Annotated in this window: 19 protein-coding genes; 9 read left to right on the top strand and 10 right to left on the bottom strand. The window is 72.2% G+C overall.

Annotated elements, in window-relative coordinates; genetic code table 11:
• Window positions 1–5: 5 nt before the first annotated feature.
• The 6 genes from ABGB11_RS03405 to ABGB11_RS03380 all read right to left on the bottom strand — a co-directional run bounded on the left by ABGB11_RS03405 (window position 6) and on the right by ABGB11_RS03380 (window position 5,622).
• Complete coding sequence (locus ABGB11_RS03405; RefSeq protein ID WP_347628674.1) at window positions 6–473, bottom strand: GNAT family N-acetyltransferase; 468 nt, start codon at window positions 471–473, stop codon at window positions 6–8.
• Entirely contained in the window at window positions 470–841 is a 372-nt protein-coding gene (locus ABGB11_RS03400; protein ID WP_250372736.1) for a MerR family transcriptional regulator, read from the bottom strand. The genes ABGB11_RS03405 and ABGB11_RS03400 overlap by 4 nt, the downstream gene beginning before the upstream one ends.
• Before the next feature lie 19 nt (window positions 842–860).
• Window positions 861–1,865 (bottom strand): NADP-dependent oxidoreductase, encoded by a 1,005-nt coding sequence (locus ABGB11_RS03395; protein ID WP_347628672.1) that lies wholly within the window; start codon window positions 1,863–1,865, stop codon window positions 861–863.
• 486 nt (window positions 1,866–2,351) lie between these two features.
• Window positions 2,352–2,990, bottom strand: a complete 639-nt coding sequence (locus ABGB11_RS03390; RefSeq protein WP_347628670.1) for a hypothetical protein — start codon at window positions 2,988–2,990, stop codon at window positions 2,352–2,354.
• On the bottom strand, window positions 2,987–4,183 hold the full coding sequence (locus tag ABGB11_RS03385; RefSeq protein ID WP_347628668.1) for a serine hydrolase domain-containing protein: 1,197 nt from the start codon (window positions 4,181–4,183) through the stop codon (window positions 2,987–2,989). The genes ABGB11_RS03390 and ABGB11_RS03385 overlap by 4 nt, the downstream gene beginning before the upstream one ends.
• Window positions 4,184–4,218: 35 nt before the next feature.
• Window positions 4,219–5,622: an MFS transporter gene (locus ABGB11_RS03380; protein WP_347628666.1), complete on the bottom strand. Its 1,404-nt coding sequence runs from the start codon at window positions 5,620–5,622 to the stop codon at window positions 4,219–4,221.
• Between the two features lie 85 nt (window positions 5,623–5,707).
• On the opposite strand from ABGB11_RS03380, the gene ABGB11_RS03375 reads away from it, so the two are divergent.
• The 3 genes from ABGB11_RS03375 (at window position 5,708) to ABGB11_RS03365 (ending at window position 7,620) form a co-directional block, all read left to right on the top strand.
• On the top strand, window positions 5,708–6,286 hold the full coding sequence (locus tag ABGB11_RS03375) for a TetR family transcriptional regulator (protein ID WP_347628664.1): 579 nt from the start codon (window positions 5,708–5,710) through the stop codon (window positions 6,284–6,286).
• A 490-nt stretch (window positions 6,287–6,776) separates the two neighbouring features.
• Entirely contained in the window at window positions 6,777–7,148 is a 372-nt protein-coding gene (locus ABGB11_RS03370; RefSeq protein ID WP_347628662.1) for a hypothetical protein, read from the top strand.
• A gap of 61 nt (window positions 7,149–7,209) precedes the next feature.
• Entirely contained in the window at window positions 7,210–7,620 is a 411-nt protein-coding gene (locus tag ABGB11_RS03365; RefSeq protein ID WP_347628660.1) for a phosphoribosyl-AMP cyclohydrolase, read from the top strand.
• A gap of 48 nt (window positions 7,621–7,668) precedes the next feature.
• Here the strand turns inward: ABGB11_RS03365 and ABGB11_RS03360 are convergent, their stop codons facing one another.
• Window positions 7,669–8,226 carry a dihydrofolate reductase family protein gene (locus tag ABGB11_RS03360; protein ID WP_347628658.1) on the bottom strand — a complete coding sequence of 186 codons (558 nt, stop codon included), beginning with the start codon at window positions 8,224–8,226 and terminating at the stop codon, window positions 7,669–7,671.
• A 231-nt stretch (window positions 8,227–8,457) separates the two neighbouring features.
• On the opposite strand from ABGB11_RS03360, the gene ABGB11_RS03355 reads away from it, so the two are divergent.
• The 3 genes from ABGB11_RS03355 (at window position 8,458) to ABGB11_RS03345 (ending at window position 10,545) form a co-directional block, all read left to right on the top strand.
• Entirely contained in the window at window positions 8,458–8,667 is a 210-nt protein-coding gene (locus ABGB11_RS03355) for a hypothetical protein (RefSeq protein WP_347628656.1), read from the top strand.
• A 27-nt stretch (window positions 8,668–8,694) separates the two neighbouring features.
• Window positions 8,695–9,507 (top strand): transporter substrate-binding domain-containing protein, encoded by an 813-nt coding sequence (locus tag ABGB11_RS03350; RefSeq protein ID WP_347628654.1) that lies wholly within the window; start codon window positions 8,695–8,697, stop codon window positions 9,505–9,507.
• A gap of 81 nt (window positions 9,508–9,588) precedes the next feature.
• Window positions 9,589–10,545, top strand: coding sequence for a DUF5996 family protein (locus tag ABGB11_RS03345; RefSeq protein ID WP_347628652.1), 957 nt, complete (start codon window positions 9,589–9,591; stop codon window positions 10,543–10,545).
• 46 nt (window positions 10,546–10,591) lie between these two features.
• On the opposite strand, the gene ABGB11_RS03340 is transcribed toward ABGB11_RS03345, so the two are convergent.
• Both ABGB11_RS03340 and ABGB11_RS03335 read right to left on the bottom strand, forming a co-directional pair.
• Complete coding sequence (locus ABGB11_RS03340) at window positions 10,592–11,296, bottom strand: hypothetical protein (protein WP_347628650.1); 705 nt, start codon at window positions 11,294–11,296, stop codon at window positions 10,592–10,594.
• Complete coding sequence (locus tag ABGB11_RS03335) at window positions 11,293–11,922, bottom strand: RNA polymerase sigma factor (protein ID WP_347628648.1); 630 nt, start codon at window positions 11,920–11,922, stop codon at window positions 11,293–11,295. The genes ABGB11_RS03340 and ABGB11_RS03335 overlap by 4 nt, the downstream gene beginning before the upstream one ends.
• A 118-nt stretch (window positions 11,923–12,040) precedes the next feature.
• Here ABGB11_RS03335 and ABGB11_RS03330 point away from each other — a divergent pair, with 118 nt between their 5' ends.
• From ABGB11_RS03330 to ABGB11_RS03320, 3 genes are all read left to right on the top strand, one after another.
• On the top strand, window positions 12,041–12,535 hold the full coding sequence (locus ABGB11_RS03330) for a hypothetical protein (protein ID WP_347628646.1): 495 nt from the start codon (window positions 12,041–12,043) through the stop codon (window positions 12,533–12,535).
• Between the two features lie 2 nt (window positions 12,536–12,537).
• Entirely contained in the window at window positions 12,538–14,724 is a 2,187-nt protein-coding gene (locus ABGB11_RS03325; protein ID WP_347628644.1) for a glycosyltransferase, read from the top strand.
• A gap of 192 nt (window positions 14,725–14,916) precedes the next feature.
• Window positions 14,917–15,528, top strand: coding sequence for a transcriptional regulator (locus ABGB11_RS03320; RefSeq protein WP_347628642.1), 612 nt, complete (start codon window positions 14,917–14,919; stop codon window positions 15,526–15,528).
• Here the strand turns inward: ABGB11_RS03320 and ABGB11_RS03315 are convergent.
• Entirely contained in the window at window positions 15,521–16,594 is a 1,074-nt protein-coding gene (locus ABGB11_RS03315) for an alkene reductase (RefSeq protein ID WP_347628640.1), read from the bottom strand. The genes ABGB11_RS03320 and ABGB11_RS03315 overlap by 8 nt on opposite strands.
• Window positions 16,595–16,596 lie beyond the last annotated feature (2 nt).

The following is a 16,596-nucleotide window of genomic DNA, read 5'->3' as shown; positions in this document are numbered from 1 at the left end:
GAGCGTCAGCTGCCGCTGGGCCTGTGCGGGGTGGAGCGCATCCTGATCTTGATGTCGCCGTCGCCGTGCCGGGCCACCTCGCGCAGGCCGAGGCGCCGGTAGAGGGCGAGGGCGCGGTGGTTGACGGTCAGGACGTCCAGGATCAGAGCCTTGCCCTGCCGGCCGGCCTGGTCGAGCAGGGCGGTGATGAGCTCGGTGCCGATCCCGCGGCCCTGGTGGGCGGGGAGGAGCTCGATCCGGCCGAGGTAGATCTCGGTGGGACGGTGGTCGACGGCGAGCATCCCGACGTCGGCGCCGTCCGCGGTGACGATCTGCCAGTGGCCGGGGTCGAACGAGCGCGAGTGAAAACCGCGCTGGACCTCCTCGTCCCAGCCCCAGACCGCGGTGACGTAGGCGCCCATGGCGGCCTTGTGCAGCTCGAAGCAGAACTCGTCGTCGGCGGGCGTGGCCGGCCGCAGGCCGATGCCGGTCATCGGTCGGCCGGGACGCCGGTTTGGGCGGCCAGCCGGTCGCGCAGGCCGGTCAGGCGGGCGATCTCGGCGTCGAGGACGGCGAGGCGGCGGCGGGCGATGCCGCTCTGGGCGCATGCGGGGCTGTCGTAGGGCGGCAGCGCGTCGCCGTCGAGGAGGTGGAGGCGGTCGGCGCAGGCGCGGAGGTCCTCGATCGTCAGGCCCAGGGACAGCATCCGGCGGATGGTCAGCACGCGGGCCACGTCCGCGGCGGCGTAGCGGCGCTGGCCGCTCGGCGTCCGGGACGGCGGTGGCAGCAGGCCGCGCTGCTCGTAGAGGCGCAGGGCCCGCGGGGTCGTCCCGGCCGCCGCCGCGGCGTCGCTGATCCGCATCGGGTCTCCTCTCGGACGTCTAGAGCTCGATGATGACCGCCCCGAGGTGCCGGCCGCCGATCAAATCGTGCAACGCCCGCGGTGCCTGATCGATGCCCCGGACGCGCACGTGCGGGAAGGTGATGCCCCCTGCGCGCAGCCAGCCGCCGAACCGTTCGGCCCACTCCCCGGTGCCGTCCAGACCGCCGAAGCCGCGCATCGCGATGCGTTTGGCGACCAGCTGGAAGGTGTCGATCTCGACGGGGGCCGTTGTGCCCGAGCGGTCCGGCGCCAGCTGCCCGGCGAGCGTCCCGACCAGGACGAAGCGCGCGTCGTGGCGAGCGGCGGCGATCGCGGCGCGGAGCTGCTCGCCCCCGACGTTGTCCACGACCACGTCGATGCCGTCGGGGGCGGCCTTCGCGAGCTGCTCGGCGAAGGGTTCCGTGCCTCGGATCAGGGCCGCGTCGTAACCCAGCTCCGAGACGAGGCGTCCTGCCTTCTCCTGAGAACCGGTGCTGCCGATCACCCGGCCCGCGCCCAGCAGGCGGGCGATCTGGCCCGCCAGGGAACCGACCCCGCCCGCACCGCCGGACACGAACACGATGTCGCCCGGACGGACCGGCGCGTCCCGCGTCAAGGCCGTGTAGGCGATGGCCGCCTGGCCGAGATGGGCGGCCGGATCGGGCAGCGTGCCGTCCAGCGGCGAGCACTGATCGGCCGGCATGACGGCGTACTCGCGCCAGCCGAGCCAGTGCCGGACGAGGTCGCCGGGCCGCGGCCCGGCGTCCGGCGGCGCCGAGACGACCTCGCCGATCGCGGCGCCGAACAGCGGATCGCCGGGCCGCAGCGGCGGGAACGGGGTGCCCTCGACGCCGCCGCCGATCAGGGTGCGCACCGCCGGGAAGACCTGGAAGAAGCGGTTGCGCACCAGCACCTCGCCCTCGTCCGGCACCGGTACGGGCACCTCCACGACGGCGAAGTGCTCTGGCCTCGGCAGCCCGTCCGGCAGGGCGGCGAGCTGGACGATGCGCGAGGTCGGCGGCATGGGACGCTCCTGAGACGTCAAGTCGGGAAGGGCGTCGCGACGCTAACCCCTGACCCGCGGGGCAAGGTCAAGCCGTCCGGTCCGGGAGCTGAGGTCGCCGGAAATCCGGCCGGACGCGGCGGCGGGGCGCGTCCCTCCAAAGGACGTCAAGACAACGCCAGAAGTGGCTGCGCCGCCAAGAACCTTGAGAGCAGTTCGCCGTGATGTGAAAGCCATGCGCCGATACAACGGCGTCACAAGTTTCCCCACCGTTACTTCGGAACAGGGCGGCAATGGCCTTGCAGCGGACCCGGGTGCTTCTTTCCGGGGCCGGTGGTACTATCTCCCGCCCTTCAACGGGGTTCAATTCGCAACTCTTGGAAAGGCTCATCCAGGGAGGACGCCCGTGAGTGACTCGCCGCCCGCTGATCACCCGGGAGGGGATGAGTTCACGCCGCCCGCACAGCCCCTGATACTTCGCCCGTCACGAAAACCTCTGTTGCGGCGTCAGCTCTCTGCCCGGGCGGTGAACTCAGGGGCTTTTGGCGGCGGGGACTTCGTGCCTTTGCGGCGTAGGCCTGCGTAGAGGAAGGTCGCCGCGTTCGCCGCGAAGAGCGCCGCTGACAGCAGGACGCTCAGGAGGGTGTCGCTCTCGCCGGGGCGGTCGGGGAGGCGCGGGTCGAGCAGACCGAGCGGGTCCTTGCGCAGGGTGACCTTCTGGAGAGGCTTGATCTGGCCGAAGCAGTTCTCCTGCTGGGAGATGTGGTGGACGGCGTGATCGCCCGTGGTCTCCACGACGGTACAGAACCAGCTGGCCCCGCGCCGGGCGTCCCGGTCCTCGACCTTGGTGACGACGGCGGGGGCCGACTCGCCCAGCGTCTCCATGTAGACGATGTAGAGCGCCGGGCCGGCGAAGATCGGCAGGGCGAACCCGGTGACGGCGACCAGGACCGCCGCACCGGGCCGCTCCCACGACGAGCCGACGACGGCGATCGCGACGAATGCCGTCACCACGGCGATGAAGACGCCCACCATGATGAGGCCGTACGGGTATTGGGCCACCCAGCCCCCGAAAGCGAGCAGCAGCGGGACGAGCAGCGCCCATTTGAGGGAGTTGGCGAGGGGCAGCGCAGTGCGGGGAGTCACTGTTGGAGGATAATGTCCCTGGCCAGGGTGGCGATGGGTTTGCTGGACCGATTCCCAGAGTTGCCGAGGACGACGACGACCCATCCGCTCCCGGGAAAGAATTCGAGGTTGGCGGACGTCCCGAGGGTGCTGCCACCGCCGTGCCCGTGCACCCACTGGTCGCCTACCAGTTCCGTGCGCGAACCGTATCCGGCGAAGGTCGTGCTGGGCGGCGCGTCCGGCGGCGGCGGTTCTTCCTCGGACCCGTCGACGGGCTTGGGGATTTTCGCGCCGAGCATGAGGCTCGTGTGGGCGGGGCCTAGCAGGTCGTTGTTCATGAGGAGCTGTGCGAAGCGGTCCATGTCCGCGCAGGTGGCGAAGGAACCGCCGGGCGGCAGCGCGATGTAGGCGTGCTCTTCGAGGCCGTCGGTCCATTCCGACGACCCGGGCTTCTTGTAGTAGGTGTGGGCGAGCGTCGGGTCGGTCCGCCATTGAGGTTTGGTGAAGAAGCCGCTGTCACCCATGCCGGCGTCGCGGAAGAGGCGCTTCATGTACGTGTAGTAGGACTGCTCCGAAACGGCGGCCACGATCGCCCCGAGCAGGCAGTACGCGGAGTTGCTGTAGGTACTTCCGGCGCCGGGAGGAAAGGCCAGGTCGGTCTTCCGGATGAAGTCGACCGTCCCGTTGAGCACCTCGTCCGGGCTGTTCCATTTCCTGGACGCCTTCTTGTACCCGGGCAGGTTGTGGAAGTCTCCGAGCCCGGAGGAATGGGTGAACAGGTGGTGGACGGTCACGGTGTTCGCGATGTGCTCCGGGAAGCCGTCCAGGTGGGCGCCGAGCTTGTCGGTGTAGTTCAGCTTCCCTTGCCGGACGAGCTGGTGGACGGCGACGCCGGTGAACATCTTGGTGATCGACCCGAGCGCGAACCGGGTGCGGGGCCCGATCCTCACCCCCTTCTTCCTGTCGGCCATTCCGTGCGAGCGGCTCAGCACCGGCCGCTTCCGGTAGGTCAGGAGGGCCGAGCCGGAGAACTGGTCCTTGGCGGCCAGGTCGGCGATGAACCGGTCCAGCTTGCCGCCGGGTTTCAGGTCCGCGGGAATCCGGCCGGACGCGGCGGCGGCGGGCGCCGCTCCGAGGGACGTCAGGGCGGCGCCGCCGGAAGCGGCGGCGCCGCCGAGCACCTTGAGTGCGGTTCGCCGTGATGTGGAAGTCATACGCCGATACAACGGCGTCGCCTGTTTCCCTGCCGTTACGCCGCCGCCGGACGGCCGGGGGTCAGGACCGCCGCGGCGGCCGCTCCCACGGCGGCGGCGACCGCCGCCAGGACGAACCCGTCGGTGAACCCGTCGAGGGTCTGGCCGGCGATGCTCGCCGCGGCCACGCTGGAGATGACCGCCGCCCCGATGGACGCCCCGAACTCGTGGAACGTGCTCACGATGCCGGACGCGATGCCGGACTCGTGCGGGGCCACCTGGCCGAGTGCCGTGGCCGACGCGACGACGAACATCGCCCCGGTCCCGGCGCCCGCGATCGCCGTGCCGATCACCACGCTCAGCGGGGTCATCGACACGGCCGGGACGGCCATCCCGACCGCGGCGGTGACCAGCCCGGTCACGGCGAGCCGGCGCGGTCCCGCCTTGGCGATCGTCCGGCCGGTGAGGTTGGCGCCGAACATCGTCGCGACGGCGACGGGGAGGAACAGCAGGCCGGTCCGCAGCGCACCGAACCCCTCCGCGTGCTGGAAGTAGAACGTGCCCAGGAAGAACACCGCGATCATGAGGGCGGTCGCCATCAGGATCAGGAACGTGCCGGTGGCCACCGGGCGCCGGACCAGCAGCGAGACGTCCATCATGGGTGACCGGGCGGTCTTCTGCCGGGCGACGAACGCGACGTAGCCGACCGCGGACAGCAGCACCAGCCACCCGATCGCGGGGCTGAGCCAGCCGTCGTCGCCCGCGCGGATGAACGCGTAGATCAGGGCGGCGGACGACGCCGTGACCAGCGCCGCGCCGAGGACGTCCGGCCGCGCCCGCGGGCCCGGCACGCTCTGCCGCGGCAGCATCTTCCCGAGCGCCGCGATGATCACCACGCCGATCGGGACGTTCACGTAGAAGACCCAGGGCCAGCCGGGACCGGCCGTCAGGGCACCGCCCAGCAGGACGCCGAGCGCGGCGCCGCCCCCGCCGAGCGCGGACCAGACGCCGAGCGCCTTGTTCCGCTCGTCACCGTCGAACAGGCTCACCACCAGGGACAGCGCCGCCGGGGACAGCAGCGCGGCCCCGACCCCCTGCGCGATCCGGCCGCCCAGCAGGACCTCGCCGGAGCCGGCGAGCCCGGTCACCAGGGACGCCGCCGTGAAGATCAGCAGCCCCGCGAGCACGACCCGCCGTGCCCCGATCAGGTCGGCGGTCCGCCCGCCGAGCAGCATCAGCCCGCCGAACGTGAGGGTGTAGGCGCTGACCGTCCAGGTCACGGCCTGGCGGCTCAGCTCCAGGTCGGTCTCGATGTGCGGCAGCGCGATGGCCACGACGGTGACGTCGAGGATCAGCATCAGCTGGGCGATGCCGAGGAAGCCCAGGATGCGCCAGCGGAGCGGGTGGGCCGCTCCGCCCGTGCCGCCCGTGCCCTCCGGGTCCGGGATCTTGTCCGTCATCGAATCTCTCTCCTTAACTCGTACTCCACCGTACGACTTAAACGAGAGTAACACGTACTTCGGTGTACGAGTTAGAATGTGGGCCATGTCTTCCGCACCACCTCGCCGGCGGCGGCGCGCGGACGCCGAGCGCAGCATCGCCCGGATCGTCTCCGCGGCCCGCGAGAGCCTCAGCAGGGACCCGAGCGCGAGCATCGACGACATCGCCAAGGCCGCCGGGGTCGGGCGGATGACGCTCTACGGCCACTTCCCCAACCGGGCCGAGCTGGTCGACGCCGCCCTGGCAGACGCGCTGCGTTCCGGCGAGGAGGTGCTGGAGGGCGTCGACCTCACCGGGAACGCGCGGGACGCGCTGGACCGGCTGCTGGAATCGAGCTGGTCGCTGGTGGCCGAGTCGGCCGCGCTGCTGACGGCGGCCCAGGGCACCCTGTCCGCCGCACGCATCCGCGAACTGCACGGCCGTCCCGCCGACCGCCTCGAACAGCTCGTCCGCCGAGGTCAGGACGAGGGCGTGTTCCGCACCGACATGCCGATCACGTGGCTGGTCAACGTCGTCCAGTACGTCCTGCACGGCGCCGCGGAGGAGAACCGCGCCGGGCGATTGAAGCGCGAGGAGACCGCGCCCCTCATCACGGCGACCGTCCAGTCGATCCTGGCCCCCTGACCCCGCCCCCGCCCCGGCGAAGCGGCTTCCCTTCATCGCCGCTGTCGACGCTAAAATGGCGTACAGCTCACGCGTACCGCTTCCAGCGGAACCGCCCGAACAGCCTGAGTCTGTGGAGTAAGCGTCGTGAGTTGATCACCACGATCACCACGTCCGAACCAGGGGCTCTGCATGCTGTCCGTGCCGCCGCGGTCGAACGGCCGAGTCCGAAAGGTGACTCGGAGCTTCTCCAACAAAAGAGTCTTCATCCGGCTCACCGGAGTTGCGTCCGATTCATCAAGGGGCGCAACGCGGGGGCCGGAACCGAGGCGATTGCGCTGCTGGCCACCTCTTGCGCCCGGCCTGCGTGCGGCGGACGCCCTGATCGCTACGTGCTGCTGGATCCACGGTCGGATTTCGTGACCGAATCGGCGCGTTCTGAGGTGTGACCAAGGGGCTTTACCTGCGAGGTAATCGAGTCGCGTCCATGCCGGGTGCGAGTGTCGCAGGCATGGAACGAGCACTGGAAATGGCGGCGGGAGGCCGCGTCGTATGGGGAGCGCTGGCGCTGGCGGCGCCCGGCCTCAACGTGAAGCTGGCCGGCGCCGGCGACCGGGACACGCCCGAGCTCAGGTACATGATCCGGATCTTCGGGAGCCGGGCGGTCGCGCTCGGCCTCGGCTACCTGATCAGCGATCCGGCGGCGCGGCGCCGCTGGCGGCGGCTCTGCCTGATGGTGGACGCCTGCGACACCGCCGCCGGGCTCGCGCATCTGATCCGCGGGGACGTGCCGCGCGGGCCCGCGGCCGGGCTGGTGGCGATCACCGGTGGCTACGCCGCCCTCGGGGCGCTGTACCTGCGAGCGGACGGCCGGACGGGCTGACGAGAACCCGACGGCCTGTGTCGGTGACGACCCCCGTTGCGCGGCCGGGCAGGATGGCAGGGTGAACGAACTCGAAGAAGGCACCCGGCTCACCCTGGACTTCGACAAGCTGGCCGGCGTCGCGGCCACCGGGGCGCGGGTCGTCCCGGTGGTCCTGCAGGACGCCGACAGCGGCGAGGTCCTGTTCATCGGATACGCGAACGACCAGGCCCTCAAGGCCACGCTGGAGGAGAGGATCGCCGTCCTGTGGTCGACGTCCCGCAACGAGCTGTGGCGGAAGGGCGCGACCTCGGGCGACGTCCTCGCGCTGGTCGACGTGCGCGTCAACTGCGAGCAGAACTCCCTGCTCTACCTGGTCAACCGCACCACGGGCGGCGCCTGCCACACGAACCTCCCGTCCGGGGAGGCCCGGCCGACCTGCTACTACCGCTCGGTCACCGACGAGACGACCCTCCGCCACCTCCTGCAGTAGGCCGTCGAGGCGGCCAGGACGCCGGCCTGGCCGCCGCCAGGCCGGTGATCAGCGCTTCGGCCTGAAGTGCAGGACGGTGATCCCGCAGTCGAACGAGCGCGAGCCGGCGAGGTCGAGCCGCTGGTACCCGTCGGCCGGGAAGACCGGCATGCCGGACCCGATCGCGGTCGGGTTGACGAACAGGTGCAGGTCGTCGAGCAGGCCCCGGCCGATCAGGTTCCGGACGAGCGTGCCGCCGCCGTAGGCGATGAGGTCACCGCCCGGCTCGGCCTTGAGCCGGTTCACGGTCTCGGTGAGGTCGCCGCCCGCGACCACGGCGTTCTTCCACGGCGACTCGGCGAGTGTGTTGGAGATGACCACCTTCGGGGTGTTGTTCATCTGGTCGATGGACTCCTGCGTCTCGCCCTCGGGCCCGGACTCCCACGCGGGGATGAAGCCCTCCGCGAGCCTGCGCCCGAACACCATGCAGTCGACCGGCGCGTGGAGCGCGTCGACATAGGCGTCGAGGTCGGGGGTCCACGGCATCGTCAACCAGTCCATCTCGCCGTTCGGGCCGGCCATGTAGCCGTCCGCGCTGACCTGGACCTGAAGCGTGAACGTGCGCATTGTGAGCATCCTCTCGGGCGGGCGGCGGGACCGTCCTGCCGCTGTCCTTCCCAGTGCCCACACCCTCGCGGACCGCGTTTACGGAATGTTTACGGCGTCGGCCGACTGTTTCTCCGGGCGCCCACATTGGCCTGATTTCCCGTTGGGAGGCGATCTCCGGGATTGCTCGGGAGCATCGGCCCTCCTTACAATAGGCGGCGTCAGATCAGACTCCCTGGCTGATCGTTCGGTATGACCCGATTGCGGGCGCCGGGCGTGGCGGCCGGAATCGGCATCCTCGCCAGAGAATTGGGCGAATTCCGGGCGGTCGACATGGCTCGCGTGTCCCTGTTGAGAGGCGAGAACCTCGTCCGCCTTGACGTCCGGCAGTCGGCGCGCACACCGGTCGAGCCGCGCCTCACCGCACGCCAGGCCGACCCGGCCGCCGGGCAGGGGGCTTGATCGTTGGCTGCGACACGGGGCGGGAGGATGCGGCGGCCCATCGCCGCCGCGACCGCGCTGCTCGCCGGCTGCCTGATGCTGAGCGGGTGCGGGCGGGACGAGACGACCTCCATCCTCGGCGCGGACGCGCTGGTGGCCGGGGTGCGGCCGGACCTGCCGGGCATCGGGTTGAGACGTCCGGACGGGACGTTCGAGGGCCTGGACGTGGACGTCTCCCGCTACCTCGCGGAGCGGATGGGGAAGAAGGTCCGGTTCGTCCCCGCGCTGGCGCGGGACCGGGAGCGGCTCCTCCGGGACGGCGACGTCGACATGGTGCTGACGTTCTGGATCGAGCCCGAGTGGAAGCAGCGCCTCGCGTTCGCCGGCCCCTACCTCCTGTCGTACCAGGACATCCTCGTCCGGGACGGCGAGAAGAAGGTGCGCGGGGTCCGCGACCTGAGGGGGCGCAGGATCTGCGCGGTCACCGGGTCGGGCGCGGCCGAGGCCGTGACCGTGGAGCGGGAGGTGCCGGCGGTCCCGGTCACGGCGCGCTCCTACGACGAGTGCATGGTCATGCTGGGGGACGGCCGGATCGACGCGGTGACCACGAACGACACGATCCTGGCCGGGCTGAAGACGCGGCAGGGCGCCGGGTTCCGCCTGCTGAACTCCCGGTTCGGCGAGCGGCGGACGGGCATCGCGATCCGGCAGGGCGACCCGGACGGCTGCGAGGCGCTCAACCGGGCCATCACCGAGATGTACCAGGACGGGACGATGGCGAAGTTCATGCACACGTGGTTCGGCGCGTCCGGCCTCGACCTCTCGGATGTCGAGGTCCCGCAGTTCGAAGGCTGCCTCTGACCTCCAAGCCCGCCCAAGCGGATCAGGTTGAGCTGCACGAATGCCGGGCATCACCGGACACGTCCGGTTGAGGGGGCGACGGTGGACGGACAGGGCTGGCCGCGGCTGCGGGTCGACGACTGGCAGGAGACCCGCGACACGCTGCACATGTGGACGCAGATCGTCGGGAAGATCCGGCTGGCGCACGCGCCGCTGGTCAACCACTGGTGGCAGGTGACGCTGTACGTCAGCCCGCGCGGCCTGACCACGTCCGCGATCCCCTACGGGTCGGGGGCGTTCGACATCGAGTTCGACTTCGTCGACCACCTGCTGCTCGTCCGCACGTCCGACGGCGGGGCCCGGGAGATCAGGCTGGAGCCGATGCCGGTCTCGGAGTTCTACGCGCGGACGATGCGCGCCCTCGACGACCTCGGGGTGCCGACGCGCATCCAGGGGCACCCCAACGAGGTCGACCCCGCGATCCCGTTCGCGGAGGACGACCGGCACGCCTCCTATGACGCCGGAGCAGCGCACCTGTTCTGGCGCCAGCTGCTCCAGGTCGCGCGGGTGATGGGCGAGTTCCGCTCCCGCTTCGCCGGCAAGGTCAGCCCCGTGCACTTCTTCTGGGGCGCGATGGACCTCGCCTGCACGCGCTTCTCCGGACGGGACGCCCCCGAGCATCCGGGCGGAGCTCCGAACTGCGGTGACTGGGTGATGGTCGAAGGCTATTCACGGGAGCTCAGCAGCTGCGGCTTCTGGCCCGGCGGAGGCGAGGAGGGCGCCTTCTACGCCTACGCCTACCCCGAGCCGCAGGGCTTCGCCGACCGTCCGGTCGGTCCGTCCGGCGCCTTCTACAGCCGGGAGAACGGCCAGTTCCTGCTGCCGTACGAGGCGGTGCGGAAGGCTCCCGATCCCGGTCGCGCCCTGCTGGAGTTCCTGCAAGACACCTACGAGGCGGCGGCAGACCTCGGCCAATGGGACCGCCAAGCCTTGGAGGACGACCCGGCCCGCTGGTCCCACAAGACCCGCCGGTACGCCCGCGAGGAGCACTCAAGGTGAACCCGGGTGCCCGCGCTACCGGCCCGCGGCTGAGGCGGGTTCGCGGCTAGTCCTGGCCGTCGCCGGAGCCGGCGGAGTCGCCGTCCTCGACGTCGTCGGTGTCCACGGCGCCGTTCGCGGAGTCGTCCTTGGTCTTGTTCTTCTTCTTCGGCCCGTTGCCGTTGTTGCTGGTGTTGCCGTTCCCCGAGTTGGCGCCGGGCGACGAGCCGTTGTTGCTCCCCGGACCCCGCGGAGGCGTGCCCGGCGAGTTCGGCTTCGCGGTCCTCTTCTGCTGGCCCGGGGCGTTCGCCCTGCCGGGCGACTTCCCGGGGCCGGGCGTGCCGCCCGCCCCGGGCGCCGCGGGGGCCGGCGACGTCCCGGGAGGCGAGCCGTGCGTCGCGGGGGTGCTGTCGCCGTCGCGGCCCTGGGGCTCGCTGCGGGTCGGGGACGGGGAGGGCGCCGGTTCCTGGCCGGGGAAGTTGCCCGTCGCGTACGCCACGCCGCCCGACAGCAGCAGGATCAGGCCGCCCACCGCCGCGATGATCTTGGCGGTGAGGAAGCGGCGCAGGTCCGCCGCCCGGTGCCGGCGGGCGGGACGCGGGGCGGCCAGGAACGCGGCGACGGCGGCGTCCTCGCCGCCGAGCTCCTCCGGGCGGCCGGGCGCCGCGGCGGCGGAGAGCAGCGCACGCAGCGCGGCAGGGCCGTCGCCGCCGTCGAGCAGGCGCTCGGCGGTGCGGTCGTCCAGCCTTCCGGGCTCGGTGTGGTCGCTCATGTCACCCCTTCAGCGCCGGTACCGCCGGTTTTGTCACCGCGGATGAGCGGCCGGGTGTCGGCCGCGTCGCCGGCAGGGGCCTGACGGGGGGACGGCAGCCGTTCGGCGAGGCGCCGCAGGCCACGGTAGGCGGCGGTGCGGACGGCGCCCGGGCGCTTGCCGAGGACCGTGCCCGCCGACTTGGCGTCCAGGCCCACGACGACGCGCAGCAGCACCGCCTCGGCCTGGTCGCGGGGGAGTTCGGCGATCAGCGCCAGCGCCCGCTCGGTGGCGATGCCGTCCAGCGCGTCCAGCTCGGTGTCGGCGCCGGCGGCCATCGTCACCAGCTCCTCGGCCGGCAGGTCGGCGCCGGGGCGCCGCGACCGGCGGCGCAGGTGGTCCAGGGCGCGGTGCCGGGTGATCGTCGCGGTCCAGCCCCGGAAGCCGTCGAGGTCGCCGCGGAACGAGGGGAGGTCCCGGGCGATCTGCAGCCAGGCCTCCGAGGTCACGTCCTCGGCGTCCGCGCCGACGAGGGCGCCGGCGAACCGGATCAGGCGGGGCTGCACGTCGCGGTAGAGCATGCGGAAGGACGCCTCGTCGCCGTCCTGCGCCGCCCGCAGCGCCCGGCTGAGCTCGTCCTCGTCCACCGCGCCATTGTGCAGGCATTTCCCCGGTGGTGTGACACGTACTCGGGGGTACGCGCTGAAGCAGTGAACGCCTTTCGCGCCGGGCGTTCCTCCCCCGCCCCCGATTGATGGACGAAGGATGATCGGCAACCTGCCGCAAGATCGGGACAAGCTACTTGTCACCGGCATCTCGCCGGCGACCGAGCCGCCGGCGGCGCCGGACCGGGAGCCGGACGCGGAGACGGCGCCCGTGTTCACCGACGCGTCCGGCTGGCGGGCGCGCTTCGGGCGCCGCATCGGGCTGCTCGCCGGCGCCGTCCTCATCGTGTTCCTGGGCTCGCTCGGCCTCGGCATGACCACGGGCGCGGATGTGCCGCTGACGCCGTGGAGCCGCACGTCCCCGGAGCCGCGCGCCAAGCTGAGCCGTCCGAGCGTCCCGCCGAAGAGCACGGCGAGCAGGCCGCCCGCGGCGGCGCGCCCCCGGCCCCCCGCGCAGGCCGCGAGGCCGGCTCCGTCCGCGACGCCGAGGCCGCCCTCCGTCACCCCGAGCCCGACGGCCGCCGCCACCACGGACCGTCCCGGGAAGTCGCAGGCCAGCCCGCCCGCGTGGGGCCGCCGCAAGAAGAACCGCTGACCGTGCCGCGGCGTGAGCCACGGGGGCACTGGCCTCTGCTCCTGCTCGGCGGGCTGGCGCTGACCGTGCTCCTCCTGCTGGACGGCTTCGCGCACGGCGCGGTCGGCGAGGCGCCGCGCGACGTGCCGCGGCGGCCCGCGCCCGCTCCGTCCCAGATCGTCTCGGGCGGCCCGGTCGTCAACCTCGCGGGCGGAACCCCGCAGAGCCGCCGGATGCCGCCGAAGACGATCGCGCTGACGTTCGACGACGGCCCCGATCCGGCATGGACGCCGCGGCTGCTGGACGTCCTGCGCCGCCGCGGCGCCCATGCCACGTTCTTCGCCGTCGGCGCCCGCGTGGCCGAGAACCCGTCGCTGACCAGGCGCATCCTCCGCGAGGGCCACGAGATCGGGTCGCACACCTACACCCATGTCGATCTCGCCGCCGCGCCCGCGTGGCGGGGGCGCCTGGAGATGGACCTGACGCAGCGGGCGCTGGCGGGCGCGGCGGGCGTCCACACGCGGCTGATGCGGATGCCGTACTCGTCCCGTCCGGACGGCCTGACCGCGCCCGAGTGGCGCGCGGCCGAGCGGGCGGGCCGGGACGGGTACGTCGTGGTCCTCACCGACCGCGACACCGAGGACTGGGCGATGCCGGGCACCGAGACGATCGTCCGGCGGGCGCTGGCGGCGCAGCGGCAGGGCGAGGGCGCGGTCGTGATGCTGCACGACTCCGGCGGCGACCGGTCCGAGACCGTCGCCGCCGTGGAGCGGATCCTCGACCGGCTCCAGCCGCGGGGCTACCGGTTCACCACGCTCACGCGGGCGCTCGGCATCCCCGGGGCGCAGGTGCCGGTGCCCGCGCACGAGAAGGCCGTCGGCTGGACGCTCGTCGCGGCCCAGCGCGCCGCGTCCGCCCTCACCGGGACGATGGGCGTGCTGTTCGCCGTGGCCGGGATCCTGTACGTGCTCAGGCTCCTGATGCTGCTGGTCTTCGCGCACGTCCACATGCGGCGGGTCCGGACGCCGCGCCGCTCGCGGCAGGACGCGGCACCGGGGCGGGCGCCGCCGCCGGGGGAGCTGCCGCCCGACCCGTTCCCGCCCGTCTCCGTCGTCGTCCCCGCCTACAACGAGGAGGCGGGGATCGCGGCGACCGTCGCCTCGCTCCTCGACACCGACTACCCGGGCACCGTCGAGGTGATCGTGGTGGACGACGGGTCCACCGACCGCACGGCGGCGATCGTCGACTCCCTCGGCCTGCCCGGCGTGTTCCTGATCAGCAAGCCGAACGGCGGCAAGCCGAGCGCGCTCAACGCGGGCATGGAGGTGGCCCGGTCGGACATCTTCGTGCTGGTGGACGGCGACACCGTCTTCCAGCGCGACACCATCCGTCACCTCGTCGCGCCGTTCGCGGACGCGGACGTGGACGTGGCGGCGGTCAGCGGCAACACCAAGGTCGCGAACCGCGGAGGCATCCTCGGACGCTGGCAGCACATCGAGTACGTCATCGGCTTCAACCTCGACCGGCGGATGTTCGACGTCCTGCGGTGCATGCCGACCGTGCCGGGCGCGATCGGCGCGTTCCGCCGCTCGGTGATGGCGCGGGTGGGAGGCGTCCCGGGCGACACCCTCGCCGAGGACACCGACCTCACCATGGCGATCTGCCGCACCGGCATGCGCGTCGTCTACGAGGAGAAGGCCATCGCCTGGACGGAGACGCCGTCGTCCCTGCGGCAACTGTGGAGGCAGCGGTACCGCTGGTGCTACGGGACGATGCAGGCGATGTGGAAGCACCGCCGCTCCGTCGTCGAGCGCGGCGGGTCCGGGCGGTTCGGGCGCCGCTGCCTGCCCTACCTGACGGTGTTCCAGGTCCTGCTGCCGCTGTTCGCGCCGGCCGTCGACCTGTTCGCGTTGTTCGGGCTGGTCTTCCTGAACCCCGCCGCGCCCGTCCTCACCTGGGCGGTGTTCGTGGCCGCGCAGGCCGCCGCGGGCGCCTACGCCCTCTGGCTGGACGGCGAGCCCATCCGCCCGCTGTGGGCGCTGCCGCTCCAGCAGTTCGTCTACCGGCAGCTGATGTACCTGGTCGTCGTCCAGTCCCTCGTCACGGCCTTGCTGGGGGCAGGTCTCGGCTGGCACACCATCAGGCGGACGGGAACCTTCACCGATTTCGGAGGCCGGGAACAATCCCCGGGACCCATCGGTTATACATGACAGCCGGTGTGCCTGGTGTCCCCGGGCCTCACCTATCGCCTTCACGGAATACCGTCCGGCTGGAGCCGTGTTGTGCCTTTCGCCGAGAGGCGACCCACACACCGGTGCAAGCCCTGCCCGTCAGGGCAGATCAGGCCCCGCCGGGTCGTCCGACCCGGCGGGGCCTGATCGTTTCCGGGCAGACTTGGCGGCATGAGTCTCGCCGCGCGCCTGGAACACCTCGGCCGCCCCCTGGTCGACGAACAACTCAAGCACCCCACCGTCCAGGGCATCGCCCAAGGGAATCTGGACGAAGCCGTGTTCCGCTCCTGGCTGGAGCAGGACTACCTCTTCCTGCACGACTACGTGCGCGTGTTCTCGCGCCTGGCGTGGCAGGCACCCGACGCCCATCTCGGCGACCTTGTCGATCTCGCTCATGCGACGTTCCATGACGAGCTCGAACTGCACCGATCCCTCTCCGCGAGCTTCGCCGCAGACCTGGACGGCGCCGAGAAGGGCCCGGCCTGCGCGGCCTACACGTCCTTCCTGCTGGACAGCGCCGCCGTGTACGCCGACGGACTCGCGGCCCTGTACCCCTGCATGTGGGGTTACTCGACCCTCGGACGGCTGCTCGCGGAGAACCCGCCGTCCGAGCCGCGGTACCGACGCTGGGTCGACACCTACGCCGACCCCGGGTTCGCGCGGCTGACGGCCCGCATCGCCCAGATGATCGACGAGTCCGGCGCCGACCAGGCGGCCGCGGAGCGCCTGTTCCTGGAGGGCATGCGTCACGAGATCGCCTTCTGGGACGTCCCCCTCACGTGAGCGCCGGGTAGTCCACGTACCCCTCCGCGCCGCCGCCGTAGACGAGTTCGGGCACGTGCGGGTTGAGCGGGGCGCCCGTCGCGAACCGCGCGGGCAGGTCGGGATTGGAGATGAACAGGCGGCCGAAGGAGAACACGTCGGCCAGCCCCGCCTCGACGACCGACTCGCCGGCCGCCCGCGTCGTCGGCTCGTCGCCGTTGAAGTTGCCGATGAGCGTGCCCGACCAGCGCGGGCGCAGGTCGGCGAGGGCGCCGTACGCACCGCGCTCGATGACGTGCAGGTAGGCCAGTCCCAGCGGGTCGAGGGCGTCGACGAGCGCCCGGTAGGTGCCCTGCGGGTCCTGTTCGGCGATCTCGTTCTCCGGGTTGTCGGGGGAGATGCGCAGGCCGACGCGCTCCGGGCCGACCGCGTCCGCCACGGCCCGCACGACGTCCAGCGCGAAGCGGATCCTTCCTTCGCGCGAGCCGCCGAACCGGTCGGTGCGCCGGTTGGTGTTCTCGGCGAGGAACTGCTGGATGAGGTAGCCGTTCGCGCCGTGCACCTCGACCCCGTCGAACCCGGCCCGGATCGCGTTGCGCGCCTCGGCGGCGAAGTGGCCGACGGCCGCCTCGACCTCGGCGGTCGTCATCGCGCGGGGCGTCACGTGCTCGGCGCAGCCCGCGTTCGTGTGGATCCGCTGCGACTCGATCCGGACGGCCGAGGGGGCGACCGGCGTCGCGCCGCCCCGCAGGATCAGCGGGTGCGTCATCCGGCCCACGTGCCAGAGCTGGGCGAAGATCGTCCCGCCCGCCGCGTGCACGGCCCCGGTGACCTCGCGCCACCCGGCGACCTGCTCGTCCGTCACCAGCCCGGGGATGCCGGGACCGCCCTTGCCGAGCTCGTGCGGCCAGATCCCCTCGCTCACCATCAGCCCCGCCGCCGCCCGCTGCGCGTAGTACTCCCCGGTCAGCGGGTGGGGGACGCCGGTCACGTCGTCCGCCCTCCCCCGCGTCATCGGCGCCATCGCGATCCGGTTGCGCAGCCTGAGATGCGGGCCCTCGTACGGGGTGAGCAGCGGGCCGGTCATCG

This window comes from Actinomadura sp. B10D3, assembly GCF_039871695.1.
Classification (GTDB): domain Bacteria; phylum Actinomycetota; class Actinomycetes; order Streptosporangiales; family Streptosporangiaceae; genus Spirillospora; species Spirillospora madurae.
Note: the sequence above shows the minus strand (reverse complement) of the source record. Positions and strands in the feature narration are given on the sequence as shown.

Excerpts from the sequence above, each read along its gene's own strand:
- ABGB11_RS03330 (WP_347628646.1), top strand. The coding sequence starts at position 12,041 with ATGATCGGCAACCTGCCGCAAGATCGGGACAAGCTACTTGTCACCGGC.
- ABGB11_RS03320 (WP_347628642.1), top strand. The coding sequence starts at position 14,917 with ATGAGTCTCGCCGCGCGCCTGGAACACCTCGGCCGCCCCCTGGTCGAC.
- ABGB11_RS03340 (WP_347628650.1), bottom strand. The coding sequence starts at position 11,296 with ATGAGCGACCACACCGAGCCCGGAAGGCTGGACGACCGCACCGCCGAG.
- ABGB11_RS03360 (WP_347628658.1), bottom strand. The coding sequence starts at position 8,226 with ATGCGCACGTTCACGCTTCAGGTCCAGGTCAGCGCGGACGGCTACATG.
- ABGB11_RS03370 (WP_347628662.1), top strand. The coding sequence starts at position 6,777 with ATGGAACGAGCACTGGAAATGGCGGCGGGAGGCCGCGTCGTATGGGGA.
- ABGB11_RS03380 (WP_347628666.1), bottom strand. The coding sequence starts at position 5,622 with ATGACGGACAAGATCCCGGACCCGGAGGGCACGGGCGGCACGGGCGGA.
- ABGB11_RS03400 (WP_250372736.1), bottom strand. The coding sequence starts at position 841 with ATGCGGATCAGCGACGCCGCGGCGGCGGCCGGGACGACCCCGCGGGCC.
- ABGB11_RS03395 (WP_347628672.1), bottom strand. The coding sequence starts at position 1,865 with ATGCCGCCGACCTCGCGCATCGTCCAGCTCGCCGCCCTGCCGGACGGG.
- ABGB11_RS03405 (WP_347628674.1), bottom strand. The coding sequence starts at position 473 with ATGACCGGCATCGGCCTGCGGCCGGCCACGCCCGCCGACGACGAGTTC.
- ABGB11_RS03375 (WP_347628664.1), top strand. The coding sequence starts at position 5,708 with ATGTCTTCCGCACCACCTCGCCGGCGGCGGCGCGCGGACGCCGAGCGC.
- ABGB11_RS03315 (WP_347628640.1), bottom strand. The coding sequence starts at position 16,594 with ATGACCGGCCCGCTGCTCACCCCGTACGAGGGCCCGCATCTCAGGCTG.
- ABGB11_RS03355 (WP_347628656.1), top strand. The coding sequence starts at position 8,458 with ATGACCCGATTGCGGGCGCCGGGCGTGGCGGCCGGAATCGGCATCCTC.
- ABGB11_RS03350 (WP_347628654.1), top strand. The coding sequence starts at position 8,695 with ATGCGGCGGCCCATCGCCGCCGCGACCGCGCTGCTCGCCGGCTGCCTG.
- ABGB11_RS03385 (WP_347628668.1), bottom strand. The coding sequence starts at position 4,183 with ATGACTTCCACATCACGGCGAACCGCACTCAAGGTGCTCGGCGGCGCC.